Genomic DNA, 22,165 nt, shown 5'->3' on the forward strand with positions numbered 1-22,165 from the left:
CCGTCGCCGTAGGGCGGGAGCGCTTGCGCGAGCGAAAGCGACGCGACTGGACCTTCCTTCAACTCAGCCCCGTCTGGACAAGAGCCTCACGGCCGCGTCTGCCCGCTGCCATGGATGCGATATTTGAAGGTCGTGAGCTGCTCGACGCCGACCGGGCCGCGGGCGTGAAACTTGCCGGTGGCGATGCCGATTTCCGCGCCGAAGCCGAATTCGCCGCCATCGGCGAATTGGGTCGAGGCGTTATGCAGCACGATCGCCGAGTCCACCTCATTGAGGAATCTCTGCGCGGTCTTCGCATCTTCGGTGACGATCGCGTCCGTGTGGTGCGAGCCGTGATTGTGGATGTGCGCGATCGCGCCGTCGACGCCGTCGACGAGCTTTGCCGCGATGATCGCGTCGAGATATTCCGCATCCCAGTCCTGCTCGGAAGCCGGCTTCACCCGCGCATCGACCCGCTGCACGGCCTCATCGCCGCGCACCTCGCAGCCGGCATCGATCAGCATTTCGACGAGAGGCTTGAGATTGCTGGCCGCGCCCGCGCGATCGACCAGCAAGGTCTCGGCCGCGCCGCAGACGCCGGTGCGGCGCATCTTGGCGTTCAGTACGATGTTCTTCGCCATCTCCAGATCGGCGGCGTGATCGACATAGACGTGGTTGACGCCTTCGAGATGCGCGAACACCGGCACGCGCGCCTCCTGCTCGACGCGTGCGACGAGGCTTTTTCCCCCACGCGGTACGATCACGTCGACGGTGCCGTTCAATCCCGTCAGCAACAGGCCGACCGCCGCGCGGTCACGGGTCGGCACCAGCGTGATGCAGGCTTCCGGCAGGCCCGCCTCGCGCAGACCCTGCACCAGGCAATCATGAATGGCGCGGCAGGACCTGAAACTGTCGGAGCCGCCGCGCAGGATCACCGCGTTGCCGGATTTCAGGCACAGCACGCCGGCGTCGGCCGCGACATTGGGACGGCTTTCGAAGATCACGCCAACGACGCCGAGCGGCACGCGCACGCGCTCGATGATCATGCCGTTCGGGCGTTGCCAGCTCTCGGTGACGACGCCGACGGGATCGGGGATGTCGCGGACGGTCGCGATGCCGTCGGCCATCGCATCGATGCGAGCCTCTGTCAGCGTCAGGCGGTCGATGAAGGCGGCCGTCCCGCCGCTTGCGCGCATGTCCGCAACATCCTCGGCATTCGCCGCCAAAATCGCTTTCGCATTGGCGCGGATCGCACGCTCCATCGCGTCCAGCGCGCGATTCTTCTGCTCGCTCGGGGCCAGCGACAGCACGCGCGCGGCCGCGCGGGCGTGGCTCGCGAGATCGTTCATCAGGGCGGGCAAGTCGCCGTTGCCGTCGACAGCCTTGAGGGGCGCGGTCATGGCCGTTCCAAGTCCAGATTAAGCTCGTGTCCTAGCATGGAAATCGAGGGCTTGCGAGGCCGGGAACCGGCATGGCTGCCGGGCGGCCCGTGCGTCATTTCCGGGGTGCCCCGCAAGATGGGCCGATGGCCTACTTGCCGCTTGTGGGCCCGGTCGGGCCGACCACGAGGTCGTCCCGGTGGATCATTTCGGCCCGGCCGCTGATCCCCAGGATCGCCATCACGTCCGGGGAAGAGCGGCCCTTGATCCGGTCGGCGTCCTCGGCGTCATAGGCCACCAGCCCGCGGCCGATTTCATGGGTGTCCGGCCCGCGCACCACCACCGCGTCGCCGCGGGCGAACTGCCCCTCGACCCGGATCACGCCGGCCGGCAGCAGGCTCTTGCCCGCCCGCAGCGCGCTGACCGCCCCGGCATCGATGGTCAGCGTCCCCTTCGGCTCCAGGGAACCGGCGATCCAGCGCTTCCGCGCGGTGATGGGATTGGCGGGGGTCAGGAACCAGGTGCAGCGGCCGCCGTCGGCGATCGCGGCAAGCGGATGCTCGATCTTGCCCGAAGCGATCAGCATATGCGTGCCGCCGGTGGTTGCGATCTTCGCCGCTTCGATCTTGGTGCGCATGCCGCCGCGGGACAGTTCGGACGCCGCGTCCCCCGCCATCGCCTCGATCTCGGAGGTGACGGCTTCCACCACCGGAATGAGCTTCGCGTTGGGGTCTTGCGCCGGTGGGGCATTATACAGCCCGTCGATATCGGAGAGCAGGATCAAGAGATCCGCGCTCGCCATGGTGGCGACGCGCGCGGCGAGGCGATCATTGTCGCCGTAGCGGATCTCGTTGGTGGCCACCGTATCATTCTCGTTGATGATGGGGACAGCGCGCCAGTCCAGGAGCTTGCCGATGGTCGAGCGCGCGTTGAGGTAACGTCGACGCTCCTCGGTATCCTGCAGCGTAACCAGGATCTGTCCCGCGCCGATGCCGTGATCGCCCAGCACCTCCGACCAGATGCGTGCGAGCGCGATCTGGCCCACCGCGGCGGCGGCCTGGCTTTCCTCGAGCTTCAACGGGCCGCGCGGCAGTTTGAGCCGGCTGCGGCCGAGCGCGATCGAGCCGGAGGAGACGACCAGTACGTCGCGGCCCTCGTCGTGCAGTTTGGCGATGTCGGCGGCGAGCGCCGACAGCCAGGAGGCGCGCACCTCGCCCGCATCGGAATCGATCAGGAGCGAGGAGCCGACCTTGACGACGACGCGGCGAAAATCCTTGAGCTGGGGGCGACGGGCCATGACCATGCTTTTGCAGCAGGACGTCTGCGAGCGCAAGGTGAGTCGCCCCGCTCGCGCGGAAAGCGTTGCACCTGGTGTATTTCACGCCGCGTCATTCCGGGCTTCCTCGCTGCGCGCAGGTCCCGAACGGCGGAATGAATCATCTGAGAACGCTACGCGTTCCACGGCTCGGCGTCGGCGGCGCGCTTGGCCTTGGTTGTGACCTGCTTGTCGCCGATCACGTCAGCGAGCGCGCGCAGGGCCTCCTTGACGCCCTGACCGGTCGCGCCGGACAACAGCAGCGGGGTCTTCTTGGCCGCGCGTTTCAAGCGATCCTTCTGCTTTTTCAGATCGTCGGGCTCGACCGCATCGATCTTGTTCAGCGCGACGATCTCGATTTTGTCGGCGAGATTGCCGCCATAGGCTTCGAGCTCCGCGCGCACGGTCTTGTAGGCCTTGCCTGCATGTTCGGATGTCGCATCCACCAGATGCAAGAGCACGCGGCAGCGCTCGATATGGCCGAGAAAACGGTCGCCCAGGCCTGCGCCCTCATGTGCCCCTTCGATCAGGCCCGGGATATCGGCCAGCACGAATTCGCGGCCGTCGGCGTTGACCACGCCAAGCTGCGGATGCAGCGTGGTGAAGGGATAGTCGCCGATCTTGGGACGCGCTCCGCTGACCGCGGCAAGGAAGGTCGATTTGCCGGCATTGGGCAGGCCGACCAGGCCGGCATCAGCGATCAGCTTCAGCCGCAGCCAGATCCAGCGCTCCTCGCCTGTCTGGCCGGGATTGGCATGCCGCGGCGCGCGGTTGGTGGGCGATTTGAAATGCGCATTGCCGAAGCCGCCATTGCCGCCATGGGCGAGCACGAATTTCTCGCCGAGCTTGGTGAAGTCGTGGATCAGCGTTTCCCGGTCCTCGTCGAACACCTGCGTGCCGACGGGCACCTTGAGCACGATGGGCTTGCCATTGGCGCCGTGGCGGTCCTTGCCCATGCCGTTCTCGCCCTTCTGCGCCTTGAAATGCTGCTGATAGCGGTAATCGATCAGCGTGTTCAGCCCGTCGACCGTCTCGATGATGACGTCGCCGCCGCGCCCGCCATTGCCCCCCGAGGGCCCGCCGAACTCGATGAACTTCTCGCGGCGAAACGCCACGCAGCCGTTACCGCCGTCGCCGGAGCGGACATAGACCTTTGCTTCGTCGAGGAATTTCATGAGCGTTAGGTAAGCCAGGCGTGAGGTCGCGGCAACCCGAAGAAGTGCCGAGAAGCCGGTATTTTCCGCCCGTCGTTAAGGCCGATTCCACGCTAAAGCGCGATGAGATTGGGTTAAATCGCCATCGCGCTTTAGCTCTTTGATTGAGCATGATCTTTTCGGAAAACCGCCACACACTTTTCCGGATCATGCGCTAACGAGGCCGCCGCCGAACGAGGAATTTCTGCAAGCCCTCCAGCACCAGCTCGCGGCGCTGGTTGAACACCGTGCTCCGCAAGCTCACCACGCCGGTACTGCGGCCGGGCGACAGCTCCGCAACTTCCAGCGCAGGGTAGATCGTGTCGCCGGCAAACACGGGTTTGAGGAAACGGCTGGATTGCTCGAGGAATCCGATCAGCGATTCCTCGAGCAGAAACGGAAACAGCCCCGCGCCGGGCGCGGTGTGGATCAGGGTCTGAAAGCCGTGCGCGAGCAGGTTCGGCATGCCACGGGCGCGGCAATATTCGATGTCGTAGTGGATCGGATGGGTGTCGCCGCTCGCGGTCTGGAACGCGGCGAACACCGCGCTGGTCATGGTGCGGCTCGGCAGCACGAAGCGTTCGCCGAGCGCAAAATCCTCGAACCAGCGCTGCTCGGGCACCATGCGGTGGGTTGCCGGATTGAAGTCGGTCATTGTTGGTGTCCTCGTCTTGCGGCGACGGAGAATCCGTATCGCTGCGTCGAGGAAGCCGCAATCGGCCCCTCACGCCGTCATGCCCGGGCTTGTCCCGGGCATCCACGCCTTTAAAACGATGCGGCAAGAAAGAGCGTGGATGGCGGGAACAAGTCCGGCCATGACGAACCAATAGAGGACGCCGGTTATCAATGTCCCTGCTCGCAAAAATCTCGCCTCATGCGGACGAGCGCAGCTCGCACCTTGCCGGCATCGGCTTGATGCTGCTGGCCGTGTTCATGTTCTCCTTCGGCGATGCGGCCGGCAAATTCATCGTGGCGACCTATTCGGTCGGGCAGTTGCTGTGGCTGCGAGCCTGTGCGGCACTGCTGGTGCTGGCGCCGATGATCTGGCGGCAGCGGCGGGAATTCGTGCGACTGGAGCGGCCGCGCCTGCAGCTCGTTCGCGTCGTGCTGTCCACGTTCGAGGTCGCCGCGTTCTTTCTCGCCACCGTCTATCTGCCGCTCGCCGACGTCGTCACCTATTATCTCGCCTGTCCGATCTTCGTCACCGCCCTTTCGGCGCTCGTGCTGCGCGAGCATGTCGGCTGGCGGCGCTGGAGCGCGATCCTGATCGGCTTTGCCGGGGTGCTGATCGCGCTGCGCCCATCCGCGCAGAGCTTCAGTTGGCCGGCGCTGATCGCGCTGTGCGGAAGCCTTTCCTTCGCCCTGCTGATGCTGATCACGCGCTCGCTGCGCCGAACGCCTGATATCGTGATGGCGACCTCGCAATTCGTCGGCACCTTTATGCTGGGAGCGGCGCTCTCGCCGCTCGGCTGGGTCACGCCGACGGCTGGCAGCCTGGTGCTGTTCGCCGTGGCCGGCGTGATCTCGGTGTGCGCGCTGCTCTGCGTCAATCGCTCGCTCAAGCTCGCGCCGGCCAGCGTCGTCGTGCCCTATCAATATTCGATGATCGTCTGGGCCGTGATGTTCGGCATCATCGTGTTCGGCGACGTGCCGTCGCCGGCGACGATTCTGGGCGCCGCGATCATCATCGGCGCCGGGCTCTATATTTTTCTGCGCGAGCGCAGGCTGGGGCGGGAAGAGGCGGCGGTGAACCCGCCGGTGTAAGCTGTCGTCCCGGCTCTGCGCTTCGCTTGGCCGGGGCGACAGATTTCGGAGGGCTGCCCCTCATCGCCCACGCCGCGTCGAGCTCACCCAGTTCTTTAGCGAAGACCAGACGCCGCGGGCCAGGCGGAAACGGTCGACAGGGGTCGACGATCCCAGCGCCTCGAAGCGGTGCAGCTCCACGCCGCACCACTGGAAGCCGCATTTCTCCAGCACGTTGCGCGAGGAGGGATTGGTCACGCGCGCGCCGGCGAACAGATGATCGGAATCGAACTCCTCGAAGAAATAGTCGATCACCGCTCGCGCGGCTTCGGTGGCGAAACCCTGGCCCCAATGCTCGACACCGAGCCAATAGCCGAGCTCGGGCAATTCCGGCTCGCGCCAGGTGATGCCGGCCATGCCAAGGGGCATAAAATTGCTTTCAATCAGGAACGCGGCGTCGCGCGTACCGGCCACGGCGCGCACGAAATCCACCGCATGGTCCTGGGAATAGGGGTGCGGAAGGTGGCGGGAATTTTCGGCGATGCGACGGTCATTGGCCAGGCGCGCGATCGCTTTTACGTCCGCGAGCGTCGGCTGGCGCAATGTCAGCCGTTCGGTCTCGAGGACGCAAGGACTCGCCTCGCGGCGTGTCGTCGTGGTCGGGATGTCCTGCAACATATCGGGCTCCTCAAGGCATCAGTAAGTCGCAAAGAAACTGCGCAAATGAAAAGGGGGAGGCCGGTATCCCGCCTCCCCCTTGGAGCCTCGATGAGCTCCGCCGGTTCGTCAGGACGCCGGCGGACTCATATTGTCCACCGTCTATTCGGCCGCGGCCTCCGTCATCGGGCGCACCGATACGAATGTGCGGCCATTGCCTTTGGCATGGAACTCGACATGACCCTCGACTTTCGCGAACAGGGTATGGTCGGTGCCCATGCCGACATTAAGGCCGGGGTGCCAGGTCGTGCCGCGCTGACGCGCAATGATGTTGCCAGGAATCACGTGCTCGCCGCCAAAAATCTTGATCCCAAGGCGCTTGCCCTTGGAATCGCGGCCGTTACGCGATGATCCGCCTGCTTTTTTATGAGCCATGGCTCAGTCTCCAAACCTAACCGATCTCTAGATCAATTCCTTGAAGGAATCATTTCACTTTTTGTCACGCAAAGTTTTGCGCTTCACTCTGTCGCGGCTGCCGCCTCGGCGCCTTCGCCGGCGGGAGCTGCCTTCGCCTTCCTCGGCCGCGGGCCAATCGTGGGCTTGGCGTTGTCGGCGAGAATCTCGGTGATGCGCAGCACGGTGAGCTCGTCGCGATAGCCGCGCTTGCGGCGCGAGTTCTTGCGCCGGCGCTTCTTGAACGCGATCACTTTCGGGCCGCGCTTGTGCTGCAGCACTTCCGCCGCGACGGAAGCGCCAGCCACCGTCGGCGTGCCGAGCACCGGGGTGTCGGCGCCGAGCACCAGCACCTCGGGTAGCTGCACGATGGTGCCAACCTCGCCCGCGATCTTGCCGATCTCGAGCACATCATCAGGGGCGACGCGGTATTGCCGGCCGCCGGTTTTGATGACTGCGAACATCATTTAATTCCTTCGTGTTCGATCCCAGCCTCGGGCTTGCCCGGGCCGGCTTTTTGTTCAGTCGCGACAGGGTTTATGTCTTTCGCGCGGGCAAGGCCTGGCCTCGCAAATTCCCGCACAAACACAAGCGGCGCGAGGAATCCCGCGCCGGACCGGGGTCTTATAGCCCCTCATGCCGCGGAGTCAAGGTAAACCAAGGCAAAAACCGCCCAAAAATGAAGGATTTGGCGCCAAAACAGGTCTCGGGCCGGATAGCGTGTCGGTGAGGGCCTGTCTGCTGCGCGCGCCCGTCTGCTTGAAACTAAAGCGATTCCCCCGCCGTTGTCACGCCGTCACAAGGGGCAAGGGCGCCATGACTGAAGACATCATCGAAAGCACGGGCATCGCCCACCACGGCGCGACCCGCCTTCCGGCGGTCGAGGTCGATAGTTTCAACGTCGAGCTGAAGGACGAGGACGGTTTCGTCGGCGACCGCGCCACCAAGGGCGCGCTCCGCAGCATCCTGGAGCGTTGGCGCAAGCCGTTGCGCAGGAGCGGCGAGGACCCCTTCGGCAAGGAGTCTTCGGAGGAGATCAGCAAGAAGACGCTGGATGACATGCTGGTCGGGGACGACACCGAGGCGTCCGCGATCGTGCACAGTGCGATCGAGGAGTTCGCGCAGGAACTGGCCTATGTGACGCGGCGCCTCCTGAAAACCAAGGCGTGGGCACGCACCGAGCGCATCGTGGTGGGCGGCGGCCTGCGCGCAAGCCGCCTGGGCGAGTTGGCGATCGCGCGCACCGATATCATCCTCAAGTCGGAGGGCTTTAAGGTCGACCTGCTGCCGATCCGGCACGATCCCGACGATGCCGGCCTGATTGGCGCGCTGCACCTCGCGCCGTCATGGATCTTCGAGGCTCACGACAGCATTCTCGCCGTCGATATCGGCGGCACAAACATCCGGTGCGGTGTGGTCGAGACACGCGCCAACAAGGCGCCGGATCTGTCCAAGGCGTGCGTGTGGGAGTCGGAGATTTGGCGGCACGCCGACGACGAGCCGTCGCGTGAGGCGGCGGTCAAAGGGCTCACGAAGATGCTGAAGGACCTGATCGCCGCGGCCGAGGCGGAGGGGCTGAAGCTTGCGCCCTTCATCGGCATCGCCTGTCCCGGGGTCATCAATGAGGATGGCTCGATCGAAAAAGGCGCGCAAAACCTGCCCGGCAACTGGGAAAGTCCCAAATTCAACCTGCCGATTAGTCTGGCGGAGGGGATCCCCACGATCGGCGATCACGATACCACCGTGCTGATGCACAATGACGGCGTGGTGCAGGGGCTTTCCGAGGTGCCGTTCATGCAGGACGTCGAGCACTGGGGCGTGCTGACCATCGGCACGGGCTTGGGGAACGCGCGCTTTACCAACCGCCGCAAGGACAATGGCAAGAAGTCCAACGGCAAGAACGGCGACAAGGACAAAAAGGACAGGAAGGGCTGAGCCGGCAGCCGGTAACCTTGATCGGTGAGGTTAAAAGCAGGATTGCGTTGCCGCTCTTTTGTCCACTGCTAAGCGTGAAAGCGTCGCGTCACGCCTGCCCTGCGAGGTTTGCTTCGCAGGGGGGCATTGCAATGAAGCGGCACGGGACCGCCAATTTGTACTTGCGTATGGCGGTCCCACCTTTGGCGGCGGGTTGGCCGCGACGCCCACAAAACCGCGATTTGGCAGGTACCTTGGGATCAGGGAGCCAAAACGCGCTAATTTCTCGTCCGCCGCCTTGTCTGGCCCGCCATCCTCGCCTATTACACGGCCCCGACCACGGGGGCATCGCGCCCCGTTTGGCGCCTGGAGAGGTGGCAGAGTGGTTGAATGCACCGCACTCGAAATGCGGCATAGGTGCAAGCCTATCGGGGGTTCGAATCCCTCCCTCTCCGCCATTCCGGAATAAAACTGGGCAGGCCTGGCCCTGTCACGCCTCCTGCAGGAGACGCCAGCAGTGCCGCGCGATCATCAGTTCTTCGTTGGTGGGGATCACCCAGGCCGAGGTCTCGCTGCCTGACGTCGAGATCCTGGGCCCACCCGCGGCATTGGCGGAAGCATCGATCTGCAATCCGAGCCACGCCGCCTGTTCGCAGACGCGACGGCGGATTTCAGCCGCGTGCTCGCCGATGCCTGCCGTAAAGACCAGGGCATCAAGCCCGCCGAGTGCCGCGGCGAGCGCGCCGAGTTCGATGCAGATGCGATAGACAAACAGATCGATCGCCTCGTGCGCGTGCGGCGCCTCGCTCGCGAGCAGGGTCTTCATGTCGTCGCTGACACCGGAAACGCCGAGCAGGCCCGAGGCCTGGTAGAGCAGGTCGCTGACATCGGACGCCGGCATGCCTTTCTGCTGCAGCAGGTAGAGCACGACGCCGGGGTCGAGGGCGCCGCAGCGGCGACTCATCATCAACCCGTCGAGGGCGGTGAAGCCCATCGTTGTCGCGATGCTGCGGCCGTCCTTTAGAGCGCACATGCTGGCGCCGGCGCCGAGATGCGCGACGACCACGCGCCCGGAGGCAATATTGGCCCCGGCGACATCAGGCAGCACGCTTGCGATATATTCGTAGGACAGCCCATGAAAGCCGTAGCGCACCACGCCATCATCGGTGAGCTGCCGCGGCAGCGCGTATTGCCGCGCCACGCGCGGCTGGTCGTGGTGAAATGCAGTATCGAAGCAGGCGATCTGCGGCAGGCCGGGATGCAGTTTCGAGAGCGCCGCGATGTCCTGGAGGTGACGCGGTTGATGCAATGGCGCGAGCGGGACCAGCCGCTCGAGCTCCGCGATGACGGCGGCATCGATCTTCACCGGCGCGGAATAGCGGGAGCCGCCATGGACGATGCGGTGGCCCACGGCAAGGAGGGAATGCTCGGGGAAGTTCTTTTCAAGAAAATCCAACAGCCATGACAGCGCGCGCTCATGACTGGATTCGCCGCTCAGCCGCTCGTTCACGATGAGGTGACCAGCCTGGTCCTTCGCCTGCGCCTGCAACTCGTCTCCGATTCCCTCGCACCCGCCTTCGCAAATCACGCCGTCCGGCTCGGGCCGCTCGGCGCCCGAGAACAGTGAGAATTTGATGCTGGAGGAGCCAGCATTGAGAACCAGGATGGCGTCCATCAGGCACCTCGCGTTTGGTAACGTGCCCATAACAACGCAATGGCGCAGGATCCGAGCCTGGCCAATGGTCTGTCGGCGCGGCTCGTCAGGATGATCGGAACCCGGGCGCCCAGCACGATGCCGGCGATATCGGCGCCGGCGAGGTATTCGAGCTGCTTCGCCAGCATATTCCCCGCTTCCAGATCCGGGACAACGAAAATGTCGGCGCGCCCGGCGACCGGAGACACGATGCCCTTGGTTCTTGCGGCCTCCTCCGAGACCGCATTGTCGAACGCCAGCGGCCCATCGACCACGCCTCCGGTGATCTGGCCACGATCGGCCATCTTGCAGAGCGCGGCTGCATCGATGGTGGAGCGCATCTTCTCTGTCACCGTTTCGACGGCCGATAGGATGGCTACGCGCGGCGAACTGTTGTCGAGCGCGTGCGCGAGATCGATAGCGTTCTGAACGATGTCTCTCTTGTCCGAAAGCGTCGGGCTAATGTTGATGGCGGCGTCGGTGACGAACAGGGGCCGCGGATAGAGCGGCGTGTCGATCACGAAAATATGGCTCATCCTGCGTTCGGTCCGCAGTTTCTGTTCGGCCAGGATCGCGGCCATGAACTCGTCGGTATGCAAGCTTCCCTTCATCAAGGCCTCGACCTCGCGGTCGCGCGCGAGGCCCGCGGCGATGGCGGCCGCATCATGGCTGTGCTCGGCCGATATGAGCTCGTAAGGGGACAGGTCGATGTCCGTCTGTTTCGCCGCGGTCCGGATCCTCGCCTGGGGTCCGACCAGGACGGGCACGATCAGCTCTGCCTGGGCTGCTTCGACAGCGCCGCGCAAGGAGACATCATCGACGGGATGAACCACCGCGGTACGCAGCGGAGGAAGGCCTTTGGCCTTCCGGATCAGCCGTTGATATTGGTGGCCTTTTTCCGCCGGGCTGACGGACGCGCCGCTCTCTTGGACGGTAACTGTCCTGGTCTCGACCTGATCCACGGTAGCCTCCATCTGATAATCGCGGCGGTGCCCTCCTTCCCTCGCATCTGGCCGTTTCGAAGACGCGCTTCGTCTGGCACACGCGAAATCAGACACCTCGATTGACTGCGCTTTCCGCAGTTCACGTCGTTTGTCATGAGGGCGTCTGATCTCCGCAACTCCCTGACGTTATTTTCTGAAGCAAAGCCGGCGTTGCGCGTTGAGCGAGATCAATCATCGATCTCGTCGCGAGAGAAAGACGATGGCCGCGCGCCGACATCCGCCAGCGCGCGGTTTCAATTTCACGTCGGAGGAAAGCCGGCCGCGATCGCCGGCGAGATCACTGCTGAGGCGCGGCCTCGAGCAGCCGGTCGCGCAGCAGGCGCACCGCGCCGCGGCTCCAGGAGTAGTTGGCGCCCATCCGAAGCCCGCTTTCGCCGCGCGCGACGATTGCTCCGCTCGTCACGTCGCGGAGTTCGAACCGGACCGTGTATTCGGTGCGGCTGACCCGCCTGACGATACCGACCAGTGATCGATCGGCGCCGAGACTCGCGGCGATCTTCGCGTCACAGCCGCCGCAATCGCGCAGTGCGTGGGCTTTCGCGGCGTCGCCGCTGGCGGCGCTGACGTCAATCACCTGGTAGCGCCCCGCCTGAGCCAGGAGATGGCGGACCGCATCGGTGGTGCCCGCCAATGCCGTCTGATCCGACGCCGTCTCGCCGGGGGCTTCGGCACCGGCGCTGGTATCTTCGAGCTCGAAGTCGAAGACGGCAAGCTTGATCGGCGCGGCTGCCGCGGTCGCGTGCGGCGAGTCGTTCAGCGCGGTACGCATTTCCTGCGATACGAAGGCTTCGGCGCGCTGCCAGGCTTCATCATTGTCGCCGCGAAACGTGAAGAATTTCTCGACCAGCACGTGGTTGGATGCGACATCGACGGCGGCGGCCCGCGCCCATTGCACGAGCGTGCTGACCTTCTGAATGCCGCCCACCAGCAGGATCTGTGCGCCAGCCTGCGATGCTGCGCGCAGCCGAGCCTCCGGCGCGGCGCCTTCGCTCGCATTGGAGGGGATCAGACGGAAGCGTCGGTCGGCTTCGATGTCGCCTCTGAGCGCGGCCATGAACGCTTGCAACCGCTGTTGATGGGCGGCGGACTGGTCGGCCTGTTCGCCCGAGGTATCAAGATAGCTGAAGTCGTCGACGGTCACGGCAAGGGGCTGACCTTCGGCCGCGGCTGAACGGGGCGTGCCGAAACCGGAGCCCAGAACAAGCCCGGTTGCGGCAAGAACGTGAATGAGGCGGGAGCGGAGCATGGGCAGATCCGAAAACGGTTGAGCACTGAAGATACCAGGCTAGGCCGGCAGCTTTGGCCCCGAAGCGGAGGGCATCCCGGCTTGACCCGGGAAAATTTCACGATGCTGTCTCCTCGCGCGGCCGGCGCTTTCCGCCAGGTGCATAATGTCGTTAAATGCGGCGGCGGCGTCGGCCGCCTGACGCCACACTCATTTCGCGCGAGGCATCCGCAATGTGGACGTTTGCCAGGGGCGACCTCAAACTCCGCCTGACGCTGCGGGTCGCCGCCATATCGGCCCTCTGCTTTGCCGCGATCTCCGCCTATTTCCTGTTCGAGGCCGACAGCTCGGTGCATGCGAGGATCGATCGCATTGCCGACATCTCGGCGAAGACGCTGGAGCTGCAGCAAAACAAGATCCAGTGGGTGAACAATCCGCGCAAAGAATTCCCTGATCTCGAGGTTATCGCAGCATCCGTGATGATGCCGGGTCTCTGCATTGCCTATCGTGGCAGCGGCGGCGACATCCTTCAGCGCTTCTGCGACGGTGCCTCTGGCGAGACCAGCGAGCCGCCGCAGGCGTTTGCGGCGTTCTATCGTCGTTTTTTCAATCCCGGCCGCGAGGCCGCACGGCCCGTGCTCTCAGGCGGCAGCAAGGTGGGTGAGGCCGTGGCCTGGGTCGATCCGGCCGTGCTGACGGCGGACGCCTGGCACGAAGCGGGCCGCCTGACGGTCGTGCTCGCGGTCGCGCTGCCGCTGCTCTGCGTGCTCGTCTATGCGGCGCTCGCACGCGCGCTGCGGCCGACGCGATTGATCCGCAGAGGTCTCGAGCGGATCGCCGCCAATGATCTGACGGCACGCCTGCCGCCGTTCGATCTGGCGGAGCTGTCCGCCATCAGCAACGTTTTCAACCAGCTTTCGGAAAACCTCGCCACGGCGCTCGCGCAGCGCAACGAACTGACACGCCGGCTGATCGCATTGCAGGACGATGAGCGTCGCCATCTCGCGCGGGAACTGCATGACGAATTCGGTCAGTCTCTCACCGCGATCCGCGCACTCGCGGCCTCGGTTCACCAAGGCGCGGGGCGGGATTGTCCAACCCTGCTGGCCGAATGCGACAGCATCGCGCGGATCGCCGCCGCCATGATGGAGACACTGCGCGGCGCGCTGTTCAGGCTGCGCCCCCCTGACGTCGAGGAGCTTGGCCTCGCCGCAAGCCTGCAAGGTCTGATCTCCGGTTGGAATGGACGCGGCCGCGGCCAGACGCAGTTCGAGATCGCCCTGTCCGGCGATGTCGAGCATTTGCCTGCTGCAATTGCCGGCGAGCTCTATCGCATCGCCCAGGAGGCTCTCACCAATGCGGCCAAGCATGCGGACGCCACACGGGTCGTCGTTCGTTTGACCATGCGGGAGGCGCGGCCCGTATCGGACGGCTGCGGTGCCGGAGAAATCGAGCTCACCGTCGATGACGACGGCCGCGCCGGCGACCAGACGATCAAATCCGGAATGGGCCTGCTCGGCATGCGCGAACGCGTGGCCAGCCTCGGCGGCCGACTGAGCTTCGAGATCGGACCGAGCCAGGGCTCAGTGTTACGCGTCGTCATTCCGCTTGCCTCGCCGCCGACGGCGCGCGCGGAGGATCGCTCCAATGTGGAGTGCGCGGCATGAGCGAGGCCGGCTGCAGCATCATGCTGGTCGACGATCATGCAGTGGTGCGCGAAGGCTATCGCGCGGTGCTGCAGAAGCAGCCGGGATTGCGCGTTGTCGCCGAAGCCGGCGATGGTGCGGAGGCCTACAGGTTGTTCAAGGAGGCGCGGCCCGATCTCGTCATCATGGACCTCACGATGCCCGGCATCGGCGGCATCGAAGCCATCAGGCGCATCCGGCAATGGGATCGTGGCGCCCGAGTTCTGGTGTTCACCATGCATCAGAATGCAGGCTTTGCCGTGCAGGCGATCCGGGCCGGCGCGAAGGGTTATGTCACCAAGACGAGCCCGCCGGAAGCGTTGGTGCGCGCCGTGATGGACGTGCTCGCCGGCCGCATCGCCGTCAGTCCTGATATCGGCCATGAGCTTGCGCTCGGCCGCCTCGCCGGCGAGACGAGCGCCGCCGATGTGCTGACCCCGCGCGAGTTCGAAGTGTTCAGGATGCTGCTGGCCGAAGGCACCACGGAGGAAATTGCCGACGCGCTTCACCTCAGCCCCAAGACGGTCGCCAATCTGCATTCCCTGATCAAGGACAAGCTTGGCGTCGGTTCGGATATCGAGCTGGTCCGGCTGGCACTACGGCAGGGGCTTCTGACCGAGGTCGACTGACGCGCCACGCCGGACGGAGGTCCGCTTCGCCTCGCTTTCGATCAGCGCCCGCTATGGAGTCGCCACTCGCCATTTGCGCCACGCCTGAGCGTGGGATCACTCATGCGGATGTGCTTGGCGAGGAAGTCGATGAAGGCGCGCACGCGCGCCGGCAGCGGCCCGCCATGGCCGGCATAGACGGCGTGGATGTCCTCGCGGTCGCCCGGGTTGTAATTTTGCAGCACCGGCACGAGGCGGCCCGCGTCGATATCCGGACCGACATGAAACAGCGCAAGCCGTGCCAGGCCGGCGCCGCCCAGCGCCAGCAGGCGGACGGCTTCGCCGTCGCTCGCACGGGCGGCCGGCGGCGGCAGGATCTCCTCACTGTGCTCGCCCTTGCGGAACGGCCAGCCGCGAATGGTGCGTGGGAAGGTCCAGCCGATGCAGCGGTGCCGGGCCAGTTCGGCCGGCGTTTTGGGCATGCCGGCTCGCGCCAGATAGTCCGGCGAGGCCACCAGCACCATGCGGCTCGTCGCGAGCTTGCGCGCGAGCAGGCGCGAGGCCACCAGCGGGCCGACCCGGATGGCGACGTCGGCGCGCTCCTCCATCAGGTCGACGACGGTATCGGTGAGGACGATATCGAGCGTCACCTCCGGATGTTGCGCCAGGAACTGCGGCACCAGCGGCATCACGTAGCGCATCCCGAACGGGATGTTGCTGTTGACCGTGAGATGACCGCGCGGCGCCGCGCCTGCCGCGGCTTCGCGCTCGGCTTCCTCCATCTCGGCGAGGATGCGCACCGCGCGCTGGTAAAAGGCCTCGCCCTCGGCGGTCAGTTGCAGCTTGCGGGTGGAGCGGTTGACGAGCCTTGCGCCGAGCCGGGCCTCCATCCGGGACACCAGCTTGCTCACGCCCGACGGGGTCAGGCGAAAGCTGCGTGCCGCGGCGGTGAAGCCGCCGAGATCGACGACGCGGACGAACACCTCCATTTCGGCGGCACGATTGGAGTCGAGGCGGGGCATTTTGAATTCGTGTCACAAATGATTGGATTTGTCGCCTACTAATTCTCTTGCGGAACTCCCGCTATTTCCGCTCCGCACACAGCCTTCAATCGGAGCGACCTTCTTGCCCGCCGCCGTCCTTGCGCTCACCGCCGGTGCCTTCGGCATCGGCACCACCGAATTCGTCATCATGGGCCTGCTGCTGCAGGTCGCGGCCGAGATGCACGTCTCGGTCCCCGCGGCGGGCCTGCTCATCTCCGGCTATGCGCTCGGCGTGTTCGCGGGCGCGCCGATCCTCACCCTCGCGACGCGCCGCATGCCGCGCAAGGCGGTGCTGCTGGCGCTGATGGCCATCTTCACGCTCGGCAATGCCGCCTGCGCGCTGGCGCCGAACTATGCGCTGCTGATGGCCGCGCGGGTGCTGACCTCGCTTGCCCATGGTACGTTCTTTGGCGTCGGCTCTGTCGTTGCGACCAGTCTCGTGGCTGAGGATAAACGCGCCTCCGCGATCGCGACCATGTTCACGGGCCTCACCGTGGCGACGCTGCTTGGCGTCCCCTTCGGCGCCTGGTTCGGCTTGCTGCTTGGCTGGCGCGCGGCGTTCTGGGCGGTCGCCGCCATCGGCATCGTGGCCTTTGCGGTGCTCGCCGTCTTTGTGCCAGCCGCGGTCGGGCAGAACGATGAGCAGGTCGCGATCCGCGACGAGCTCGCAGTGCTTGCGCGTCCGCAAGTGCAACTTGGCCTTGCCATGACAGTGCTGGGCTTTGCCGGGCTGTTCACGGTCTTCACCTACATCCAGCCGATCCTCACGCGCGTGACCGGTTTTCCCGAGGCTGCGGTCTCCCCGATCCTGCTGGTGTTCGGCGTCGGGCTGTCGGTCGGCAACGTTGCCGGCGGCCGGCTGGCGGACCGCGGGCTCTCGCGTGCCCTGCTTGGCACGCTCGCCACGCTTGCCGTCGTGCTGGTCGTCTTCGCCTTGGTGCTTTCGCTGAAGGTTCTCACGGTCCTGCTCGTCGGTCTGCTCGGCGCGGCGGCTTTTGCCACCGTAGCGCCGCTGCAACTCCGGGTGCTCGAGACGGCGGGCCCCGCCGGACAGACGCTCGCCTCGAGCCTCAACATCGCGGCCTTCAATCTCGGCAATGCGCTGGGCGCCTGGGCCGGCGGGATGACCATCGATCACGGTGCTGACTTCATCGCGCTGCCGCTGGTCGCGGCGGCCATCACATCGGCCGGTCTTGTTCTGGCCCTCGTCAGCGTGCGGCTCGACCGGCCGAAACCCGCGCAGGCCGTGTGCCCGGCGCAATAGCAGGAATGGAGACAACCATGGACTATCGTCATCTCGGAAAATCCGGCCTGAAGGTCCCCGTGCTGAGTTTCGGCACCGGCACATTCGGCGGTCAGGGACCGCTGTTCTCGGCTTGGGGCAGCAGCGGCGTCGAAGACGCGCACAGGCTGATCAACATTTGCCTCGATGCCGGCGTCAATCTGTTCGACACCGCCGATGTCTATTCAAACGGTGCATCGGAAGAGATTTTGGGCGCCGCGCTCAAAGGCCGTCGCGACAAGGCGTTGATCTCCACCAAGACGAGCCTGCCGATGGGGGATGGTCCCCATGATGCGGGCTCTTCGCGGCATCGCCTGCTTGCGGCCGTGGATGGCTCGCTCAAGCGACTCGGCACCGATTACATCGACCTTCTGCAGCTCCACGCCTTCGATGCCTTCACGCCGATCGAGGAGGTGCTGTCGACGCTGGACGTCCTCGTGCGCGCCGGCAAGCTGCGCTATGTCGGCGTCTCGAATTTCTCAGGCTGGCAGTTGATGAAGTCGCTCGCGCTCGCCGAGCGCCACGGCTGGCCGCGCTATGTGGCGCATCAGGTGTACTATTCGCTGATCGGGCGCGACTATGAATGGGAGCTGATGCCGCTTGGCGTGGATCAGGGCATCGGCGCACTGGTCTGGAGCCCGCTCGGCTGGGGACGGCTCACCGGCAAGATCCGCCGCGGCCAGCCCTTGCCCGAGGGCAGCCGCCTGCACGACACCGCGCAATGGGGACCGCCGGTCGAACAGGAGCGGTTATATGCCGTCGTCGATGCGCTCGAGATCATCGCGCGCGAGACCGGGCGTACGGTGCCGCAGATTGCCATTGCCTGGCTCCTGAGCCGGCCGACGGTGTCCTCCGTCATCATCGGCGCGCGTAACGAAGCGCAGCTTCGTGACAATCTGGGCAGCGTCGGCTGGTCGCTGACCAAGGAGCAGATCCGGCGCCTCGATGAGGCAAGCGCCGTGATGCCGGCCTATCCCTATTATCCCTACCGCACCCAGGAGGGCTTTGCGCGCATCAATCCGTCGCCTGTTTGAGGCGATCGCCGAAGAGGCCCGGCAACAGCGGGCGAGATCGCATCATCGCGGGATCGATGGTCGTCCCACCCGCACCAGCGTTTCGTCGGGGTCGGAGAGCGAGAACTCGTACATGCCCCAGGGCTTGTCTTCCGGTCCGTTCTTCTCAAGCAGCTCGCCGGCGAATTCCGCGGCGAGCGCGTCGACATCTTCCGTGTAGAGATAGAGAGTGAAGGGATTGCGACCCGGCACCAGCCAGCCTTCGACGGCATCGGTGAGGTGTAGCTGGCCTCCCTTGCCGTCGGACAGGATACGGTAGCTGTCATCCGCGCTGCCGGACGATCTCTCCTCATCAGGTCGCACAAAGCCGAGACGCTTGTAGAATGCTTCCGATGCGTCGAGGTCGTTACAGGGCAAGATAGCGATCATCGCGTGAGTTGGACGCATGGCAATTTCCAATTCTCGAAGGTCCCTCACTGCGCCTTTTCATGCGCGGCCATGCCGACTGCCTTGTAATCATAGGTCGGGTAGAATTCGGTGTGATAGGCGCCCCACGCCTTGTCCTCGATGATGCGATTGACCTCGCGCAGCCGCGACGCCGGCAGCCGCAGCGTCACGACCTGGCCGATTCCCATCATCACATACCAGCTCACCACCTCGACGCCGGGCGGGGGAAACGCCTTGTAGTAGCCCTGCTTCTCGAGCTGGGCGTTGAGCTCTCCCAAGGGACGCGACTGGTCGTGCTTGAAGAAGATGGTGATCATGACCGCATTGTCGGCGGTCGGAGCCGCATTGTCGCTCGGCGCGCTCTGCGCGATCGTGTCCGAGTTGAACATGGCCGCCGCCATCGCGACCGCCAGCGCCGTCGCCACAAGCCTCCTCCGCCGCATCGCCATCTCCTTGTTCGTTCAGCCCCATGAAGGTTCGAACGGATTGTAGATGGCGATCGGCGCGGAAGCGATGCCCGGCCGCCTGCGTTCACTGCATCTTGTATTCCCCCGAAATGTCCTTGCCCGTGTAGTCGGTCATCAGCGCGGTTGCGATCAGCGTAATCACCGCGCAGGCGGCGATGTAGAGCGCGACCGCCGTTGCGGACTGGTAGGTCTTGTACAGCCAGGTCGCGATCAACGGCGCCGGTCCGCCGGCGATCACGGACGCGAGCTGATAGCCGAGCGAAGCGCCGCTGTAGCGCAGGCGGCCCGTGAAGCTTTCGGCAATCAGCGCGGCCTGCGGTCCATATTGCATGTCGTGGGGAACGAGCGACAGGAAGATCGCAAGGAAGATGATGGGTTCCGAAGCGGTGTTGAGCATGCCGAAATAGATGAAGCCGAACACGCCGGTCACCGCGGCGCCGATCATGTACATGGTCTTGCGGCCGATCTGGTCCGATAGATGTCCAAACACGGGTATCGAAACGAACGACAACACCGAGGCCGCCAGCACGGCGGTGAGCAGGAAGTCGCGCGAGACCTTCAGCGAGCCGATACCGTAGGAAAAGATGAACGCGGTGAAAATATAGAACGGCGCCTGCTCGGACATGCGCGCGAACGCCGAGAGCAGGATTTCCTTCGGGTGCTCGATCAGCACGGCGAGCATGGGCGCGCGTTCGATCTTCTGCTCCGCCACAAGACGCGTGAACACCGGCGTCTCCAGAATGCCGAGCCGGATATAAAGACCGACGCCGACCAGGATCAGGCTCAGCGCGAAGGGGATGCGCCAGCCCCAGGCCAGAAATTGGTCGCCGGACATCTGGCTGAAAGCGAGCACGGCAAGATTGGCCAGGAACAGCCCGCAAGGCACGCCGAACTGCGGCCATGAGGCGATCAATCCGCGCGTCTTGTCGCTGCGCGCCCATTCCATCGACATCAGCACCGAGCCGCCCCATTCGCCGCCGACGCCAACGCCCTGGATGAAGCGCAGAATGGTGAGAATGACGGCGCCCCAGATCCCGATGCTCTGGTACGTCGGCACCAGCGCCACGGCGAAGGTGGCCAATCCCATCAGGAGGAGCGTCGCGATCAGGGTCGATTTGCGGCCGATGCGGTCGCCATAATGGCCAAAGATGGCTGCGCCCACGGGGCGGGCGGCAAAGCCCACGGCATAGATGGCGAAGGCTTCCAGCGTGCCGACCCAGGGATCGGAATGCGGGAAGAACAGTTTTGCGAAGACCAGGCCCGTGACCGTCGAGTAGAGGAAGAAATCGTACCACTCGATCGCGGTCCCGATCGTGGAAGCGATGACGGCGCGGCGTAGCTGGATCTGATGTTCGAGCGAGGGCAGCGGCGTCGGATTGACGTGAGACATAGTCATGGGGGTCCCTCCTGGCGCCCCCGAGGCAAGCTGTGTTCTTGGTTGATCTTGCCCGCCGAAAGAACGTGCAGCCCCCCGGGCGGTTCCGTTTCGCATCGCGGGCAGGAGCCATCCTAAGGTCGAAAAGCCCCCGCGCCGGCGGGGGCGGCCGGCGCCGGTACGCCGAGGCGGATGTGAAGCGGCTCACAGGCGCAAACCCGGTTTCGGGGCTATTGAGGCGATGATCCGGAAAACCGCGCAGCGCCTTTTTCCGGAAAGATCATGCTCAAGCAGCGATCTGGAGGGCGATAACGGGTTCGACCCGGGTTCATCGCGCTTGTTGGGGACTCGGGGCCGAGGAGGCGGAAACGATGAATATGCGGCGGATGATATATTGGTGGTTCAGGTTCGTCCTGTCCGGCCGTTTCCTGGACAGGTTTTTGCGTCTGCAGCGCGTGGAGCGACCGTAGCGGCTCAAGGGCACCTTGGACGTCGGGCCTATTGGCTCAGGTTTGCCCGATCAGCTTTTTGCAGAACGTCGCGCCTCCATGCATGGCATCGCGCCCCTTCCAGGCGAGGTAGGTGAGGCGGCCGGCGAGCGACTGATAGCTCTTCAAGCTGCGCGAGCCCAGGACATGGCCGACATCGGGAGGAAAACGGCTCACCTCGGCCTCCACCAACGCAGCGATGGCATCCATCAGCCTGCGCAGGCGCGCGCCCCAATCGGACTGTTCGAGCTGGTCGATGCGGACCTGCAGCGCATATTCGGTGTCGTAGATCTCGGTCAGAAGCTGCTTGGCGACGAGGACGCGGTTGTTCCGGAGCGCAAAGCGCAAGGCGAGCTTCTTGTCCTCGAGCCGATCCAGCACCATCGAAACCGTGATCGCATAAGGCGTGGCGGCGATGTCGCGCGCGCCCTTGCTTGGTGAGGCCTTGGTGGCGAGGCGGATCAATTCCCAGGACGTCCTGAGGCGGTTTGCGATGAGCGTCAGCGCAAAAGGAAGCGCTTCCTCGTTGGTCTTGCCGAATTCATCCAGGAGCTTGGTCATGGCGGCGACACGGCCGTCATCGAATTTCGATATCTTGTCCGGCAGCGCTTTTTCGAACTTCGCCAGTGCATCGCGCGCACGCAGCACGCAGACGATCTTGGTGAGGTCGTTGAAGACGCATTGTGAAGCCGTGAAGGTCGCAAGCTTGCCGCGGATCTGCGCCGCGTTCTCCGGCGCGGCCAGCGTGTTCTCGAGCGACTTGACGACTTTGGTCTGGAACGTGGCGACGGCCTGCTGCAGCTCGCGCTTCTTGTCGCTTGCGATCAGCTCCTTGAGCTGCGCGGCATAGTCGCGCGCCATGGTCGGAAGCAGATCGTGGCTGATCCATTCCCAGATCGGCGATAGCGACCCGCGCGAGATCCGCCCCGGATTGGCATGGTCCGGATCCGCGTCAACCAGCAGAGGCTCGATGGGGGCGAAGAAATGCTTGGAGGGATTGCTTGGTCCTTTGCTGGGTTGTCCGGCCTTGCGAAATTCGGCGCGCAGCGCCTGAACCACCGCGGCAGCGCCGGGTATTTCGAGCCCGCAGACCTCCAGCCGCTCAAGCTCGCTCAAGAGATTGCTCCGCGCGAGCGGCGTTAGTTGCTTCAGATATTCTGAGATCCGCTCGGCTTGGACCATGGCACGCGACTTCCGCAACT

21 protein-coding genes and 1 tRNA gene are annotated in these 22,165 nt (G+C 64.8%); 7 read left to right on the forward strand and 15 right to left on the reverse strand.

Features of this window, described 5'->3' with window-relative positions:
* Positions 1 to 86: 86 nt before the first annotated feature.
* The 4 genes from P6U23_RS01920 to P6U23_RS01935 all read right to left on the reverse strand — a co-directional run bounded on the left by P6U23_RS01920 (position 87) and on the right by P6U23_RS01935 (position 4,521).
* Positions 87 to 1,379: a glutamate-5-semialdehyde dehydrogenase gene (locus tag P6U23_RS01920; protein ID WP_407177934.1), complete on the reverse strand. Its 1,293-nt coding sequence runs from the start codon at positions 1,377 to 1,379 to the stop codon at positions 87 to 89.
* A 130-nt stretch (positions 1,380 to 1,509) separates the two neighbouring features.
* Positions 1,510 to 2,655, reverse strand: coding sequence for a glutamate 5-kinase (gene proB, locus P6U23_RS01925; RefSeq protein WP_407177935.1), 1,146 nt, complete (start codon positions 2,653 to 2,655; stop codon positions 1,510 to 1,512).
* A 152-nt stretch (positions 2,656 to 2,807) separates the two neighbouring features.
* Complete coding sequence (gene obgE, locus P6U23_RS01930; RefSeq protein ID WP_407177936.1) at positions 2,808 to 3,848, reverse strand: GTPase ObgE; 1,041 nt, start codon at positions 3,846 to 3,848, stop codon at positions 2,808 to 2,810.
* A 193-nt stretch (positions 3,849 to 4,041) separates the two neighbouring features.
* The gene (locus P6U23_RS01935) at positions 4,042 to 4,521 is read right to left on the reverse strand and encodes a MaoC family dehydratase (protein WP_407177937.1); all 480 of its coding nucleotides are present in this window, start codon (positions 4,519 to 4,521) and stop codon (positions 4,042 to 4,044) included.
* Positions 4,522 to 4,712: 191 nt separating this feature from the next.
* On the opposite strand from P6U23_RS01935, the gene P6U23_RS01940 reads away from it, so the two are divergent.
* Positions 4,713 to 5,630 (forward strand): DMT family transporter, encoded by a 918-nt coding sequence (locus P6U23_RS01940; protein WP_407177938.1) that lies wholly within the window; start codon positions 4,713 to 4,715, stop codon positions 5,628 to 5,630.
* Positions 5,631 to 5,690: 60 nt separating this feature from the next.
* Here the strand turns inward: P6U23_RS01940 and P6U23_RS01945 are convergent, their stop codons facing one another.
* The 3 genes from P6U23_RS01945 to rplU all read right to left on the reverse strand — a co-directional run bounded on the left by P6U23_RS01945 (position 5,691) and on the right by rplU (position 7,183).
* Positions 5,691 to 6,287, reverse strand: coding sequence for a GNAT family N-acetyltransferase (locus P6U23_RS01945; protein ID WP_407177939.1), 597 nt, complete (start codon positions 6,285 to 6,287; stop codon positions 5,691 to 5,693).
* 141 nt (positions 6,288 to 6,428) lie between these two features.
* Positions 6,429 to 6,701 carry a 50S ribosomal protein L27 gene (gene rpmA / locus P6U23_RS01950; RefSeq protein ID WP_024511459.1) on the reverse strand — a complete coding sequence of 91 codons (273 nt, stop codon included), beginning with the start codon at positions 6,699 to 6,701 and terminating at the stop codon, positions 6,429 to 6,431.
* Positions 6,702 to 6,784: 83 nt separating this feature from the next.
* Entirely contained in the window at positions 6,785 to 7,183 is a 399-nt protein-coding gene (rplU, locus tag P6U23_RS01955) for a 50S ribosomal protein L21 (protein WP_407181750.1), read from the reverse strand.
* A 352-nt stretch (positions 7,184 to 7,535) separates the two neighbouring features.
* On the opposite strand from rplU, the gene P6U23_RS01960 reads away from it, so the two are divergent.
* The gene (locus P6U23_RS01960) at positions 7,536 to 8,654 is read left to right on the forward strand and encodes an ROK family protein (protein ID WP_407177940.1); all 1,119 of its coding nucleotides are present in this window, start codon (positions 7,536 to 7,538) and stop codon (positions 8,652 to 8,654) included.
* Positions 8,655 to 9,001: 347 nt separating this feature from the next.
* A tRNA-Ser gene (locus P6U23_RS01965) sits at positions 9,002 to 9,091 on the forward strand.
* Positions 9,092 to 9,123: 32 nt separating this feature from the next.
* Here the strand turns inward: P6U23_RS01965 and P6U23_RS01970 are convergent.
* The 3 genes from P6U23_RS01970 to P6U23_RS01980 all read right to left on the reverse strand — a co-directional run bounded on the left by P6U23_RS01970 (position 9,124) and on the right by P6U23_RS01980 (position 12,471).
* Positions 9,124 to 10,311 (reverse strand): acetate/propionate family kinase, encoded by a 1,188-nt coding sequence (locus tag P6U23_RS01970; RefSeq protein ID WP_407181751.1) that lies wholly within the window; start codon positions 10,309 to 10,311, stop codon positions 9,124 to 9,126.
* Positions 10,308 to 11,288, reverse strand: coding sequence for a bifunctional enoyl-CoA hydratase/phosphate acetyltransferase (locus P6U23_RS01975; protein WP_407177941.1), 981 nt, complete (start codon positions 11,286 to 11,288; stop codon positions 10,308 to 10,310). The genes P6U23_RS01970 and P6U23_RS01975 overlap by 4 nt, the downstream gene beginning before the upstream one ends.
* 319 nt (positions 11,289 to 11,607) lie before the next feature.
* Positions 11,608 to 12,471 carry a DUF2380 domain-containing protein gene (locus P6U23_RS01980; protein ID WP_407177942.1) on the reverse strand — a complete coding sequence of 288 codons (864 nt, stop codon included), beginning with the start codon at positions 12,469 to 12,471 and terminating at the stop codon, positions 11,608 to 11,610.
* Positions 12,472 to 12,788: 317 nt separating this feature from the next.
* On the opposite strand from P6U23_RS01980, the gene P6U23_RS01985 reads away from it, so the two are divergent.
* Both P6U23_RS01985 and P6U23_RS01990 read left to right on the forward strand, forming a co-directional pair.
* A complete protein-coding gene (locus tag P6U23_RS01985; protein ID WP_407177943.1) occupies positions 12,789 to 14,222 on the forward strand; it encodes a histidine kinase in 1,434 nt (477 codons plus the stop codon).
* Complete coding sequence (locus tag P6U23_RS01990) at positions 14,219 to 14,869, forward strand: response regulator (protein WP_407177944.1); 651 nt, start codon at positions 14,219 to 14,221, stop codon at positions 14,867 to 14,869. Before P6U23_RS01985 ends, P6U23_RS01990 begins: the two co-directional genes overlap by 4 nt.
* A 41-nt stretch (positions 14,870 to 14,910) precedes the next feature.
* Here P6U23_RS01990 and P6U23_RS01995 read toward each other — a convergent pair whose 3' ends face one another.
* A complete protein-coding gene (locus P6U23_RS01995) occupies positions 14,911 to 15,870 on the reverse strand; it encodes a LysR family transcriptional regulator (protein ID WP_407177945.1) in 960 nt (319 codons plus the stop codon).
* Positions 15,871 to 15,973: 103 nt separating this feature from the next.
* Between P6U23_RS01995 and P6U23_RS02000 the strand changes: the two genes are divergently transcribed.
* Together P6U23_RS02000 and P6U23_RS02005 are read left to right on the forward strand one after the other, a co-directional pair.
* Positions 15,974 to 17,155, forward strand: coding sequence for an MFS transporter (locus P6U23_RS02000; protein ID WP_407177946.1), 1,182 nt, complete (start codon positions 15,974 to 15,976; stop codon positions 17,153 to 17,155).
* Positions 17,156 to 17,172: 17 nt separating this feature from the next.
* Positions 17,173 to 18,207: an aldo/keto reductase gene (locus P6U23_RS02005; protein ID WP_407177947.1), complete on the forward strand. Its 1,035-nt coding sequence runs from the start codon at positions 17,173 to 17,175 to the stop codon at positions 18,205 to 18,207.
* A 42-nt stretch (positions 18,208 to 18,249) separates the two neighbouring features.
* Here P6U23_RS02005 and P6U23_RS02010 read toward each other — a convergent pair whose 3' ends face one another.
* The 4 genes from P6U23_RS02010 to P6U23_RS02025 all read right to left on the reverse strand — a co-directional run bounded on the left by P6U23_RS02010 (position 18,250) and on the right by P6U23_RS02025 (position 22,145).
* Complete coding sequence (locus tag P6U23_RS02010) at positions 18,250 to 18,633, reverse strand: VOC family protein (RefSeq protein ID WP_407177948.1); 384 nt, start codon at positions 18,631 to 18,633, stop codon at positions 18,250 to 18,252.
* 26 nt (positions 18,634 to 18,659) lie between these two features.
* Positions 18,660 to 19,076, reverse strand: a complete 417-nt coding sequence (locus tag P6U23_RS02015) for a hypothetical protein (RefSeq protein WP_407177949.1) — start codon at positions 19,074 to 19,076, stop codon at positions 18,660 to 18,662.
* A gap of 88 nt (positions 19,077 to 19,164) precedes the next feature.
* Entirely contained in the window at positions 19,165 to 20,496 is a 1,332-nt protein-coding gene (locus P6U23_RS02020) for an MFS transporter (protein ID WP_407177950.1), read from the reverse strand.
* Between the two features lie 485 nt (positions 20,497 to 20,981).
* The gene (locus P6U23_RS02025) at positions 20,982 to 22,145 is read right to left on the reverse strand and encodes a hypothetical protein (protein WP_407177951.1); all 1,164 of its coding nucleotides are present in this window, start codon (positions 22,143 to 22,145) and stop codon (positions 20,982 to 20,984) included.
* Positions 22,146 to 22,165: the final 20 nt, after the last annotated feature.

The sequence above is a fragment of the Bradyrhizobium sp. STM 3562 genome (assembly GCF_045571435.1).
Taxonomy (GTDB): Bacteria; Pseudomonadota; Alphaproteobacteria; order Rhizobiales; family Xanthobacteraceae; genus Bradyrhizobium.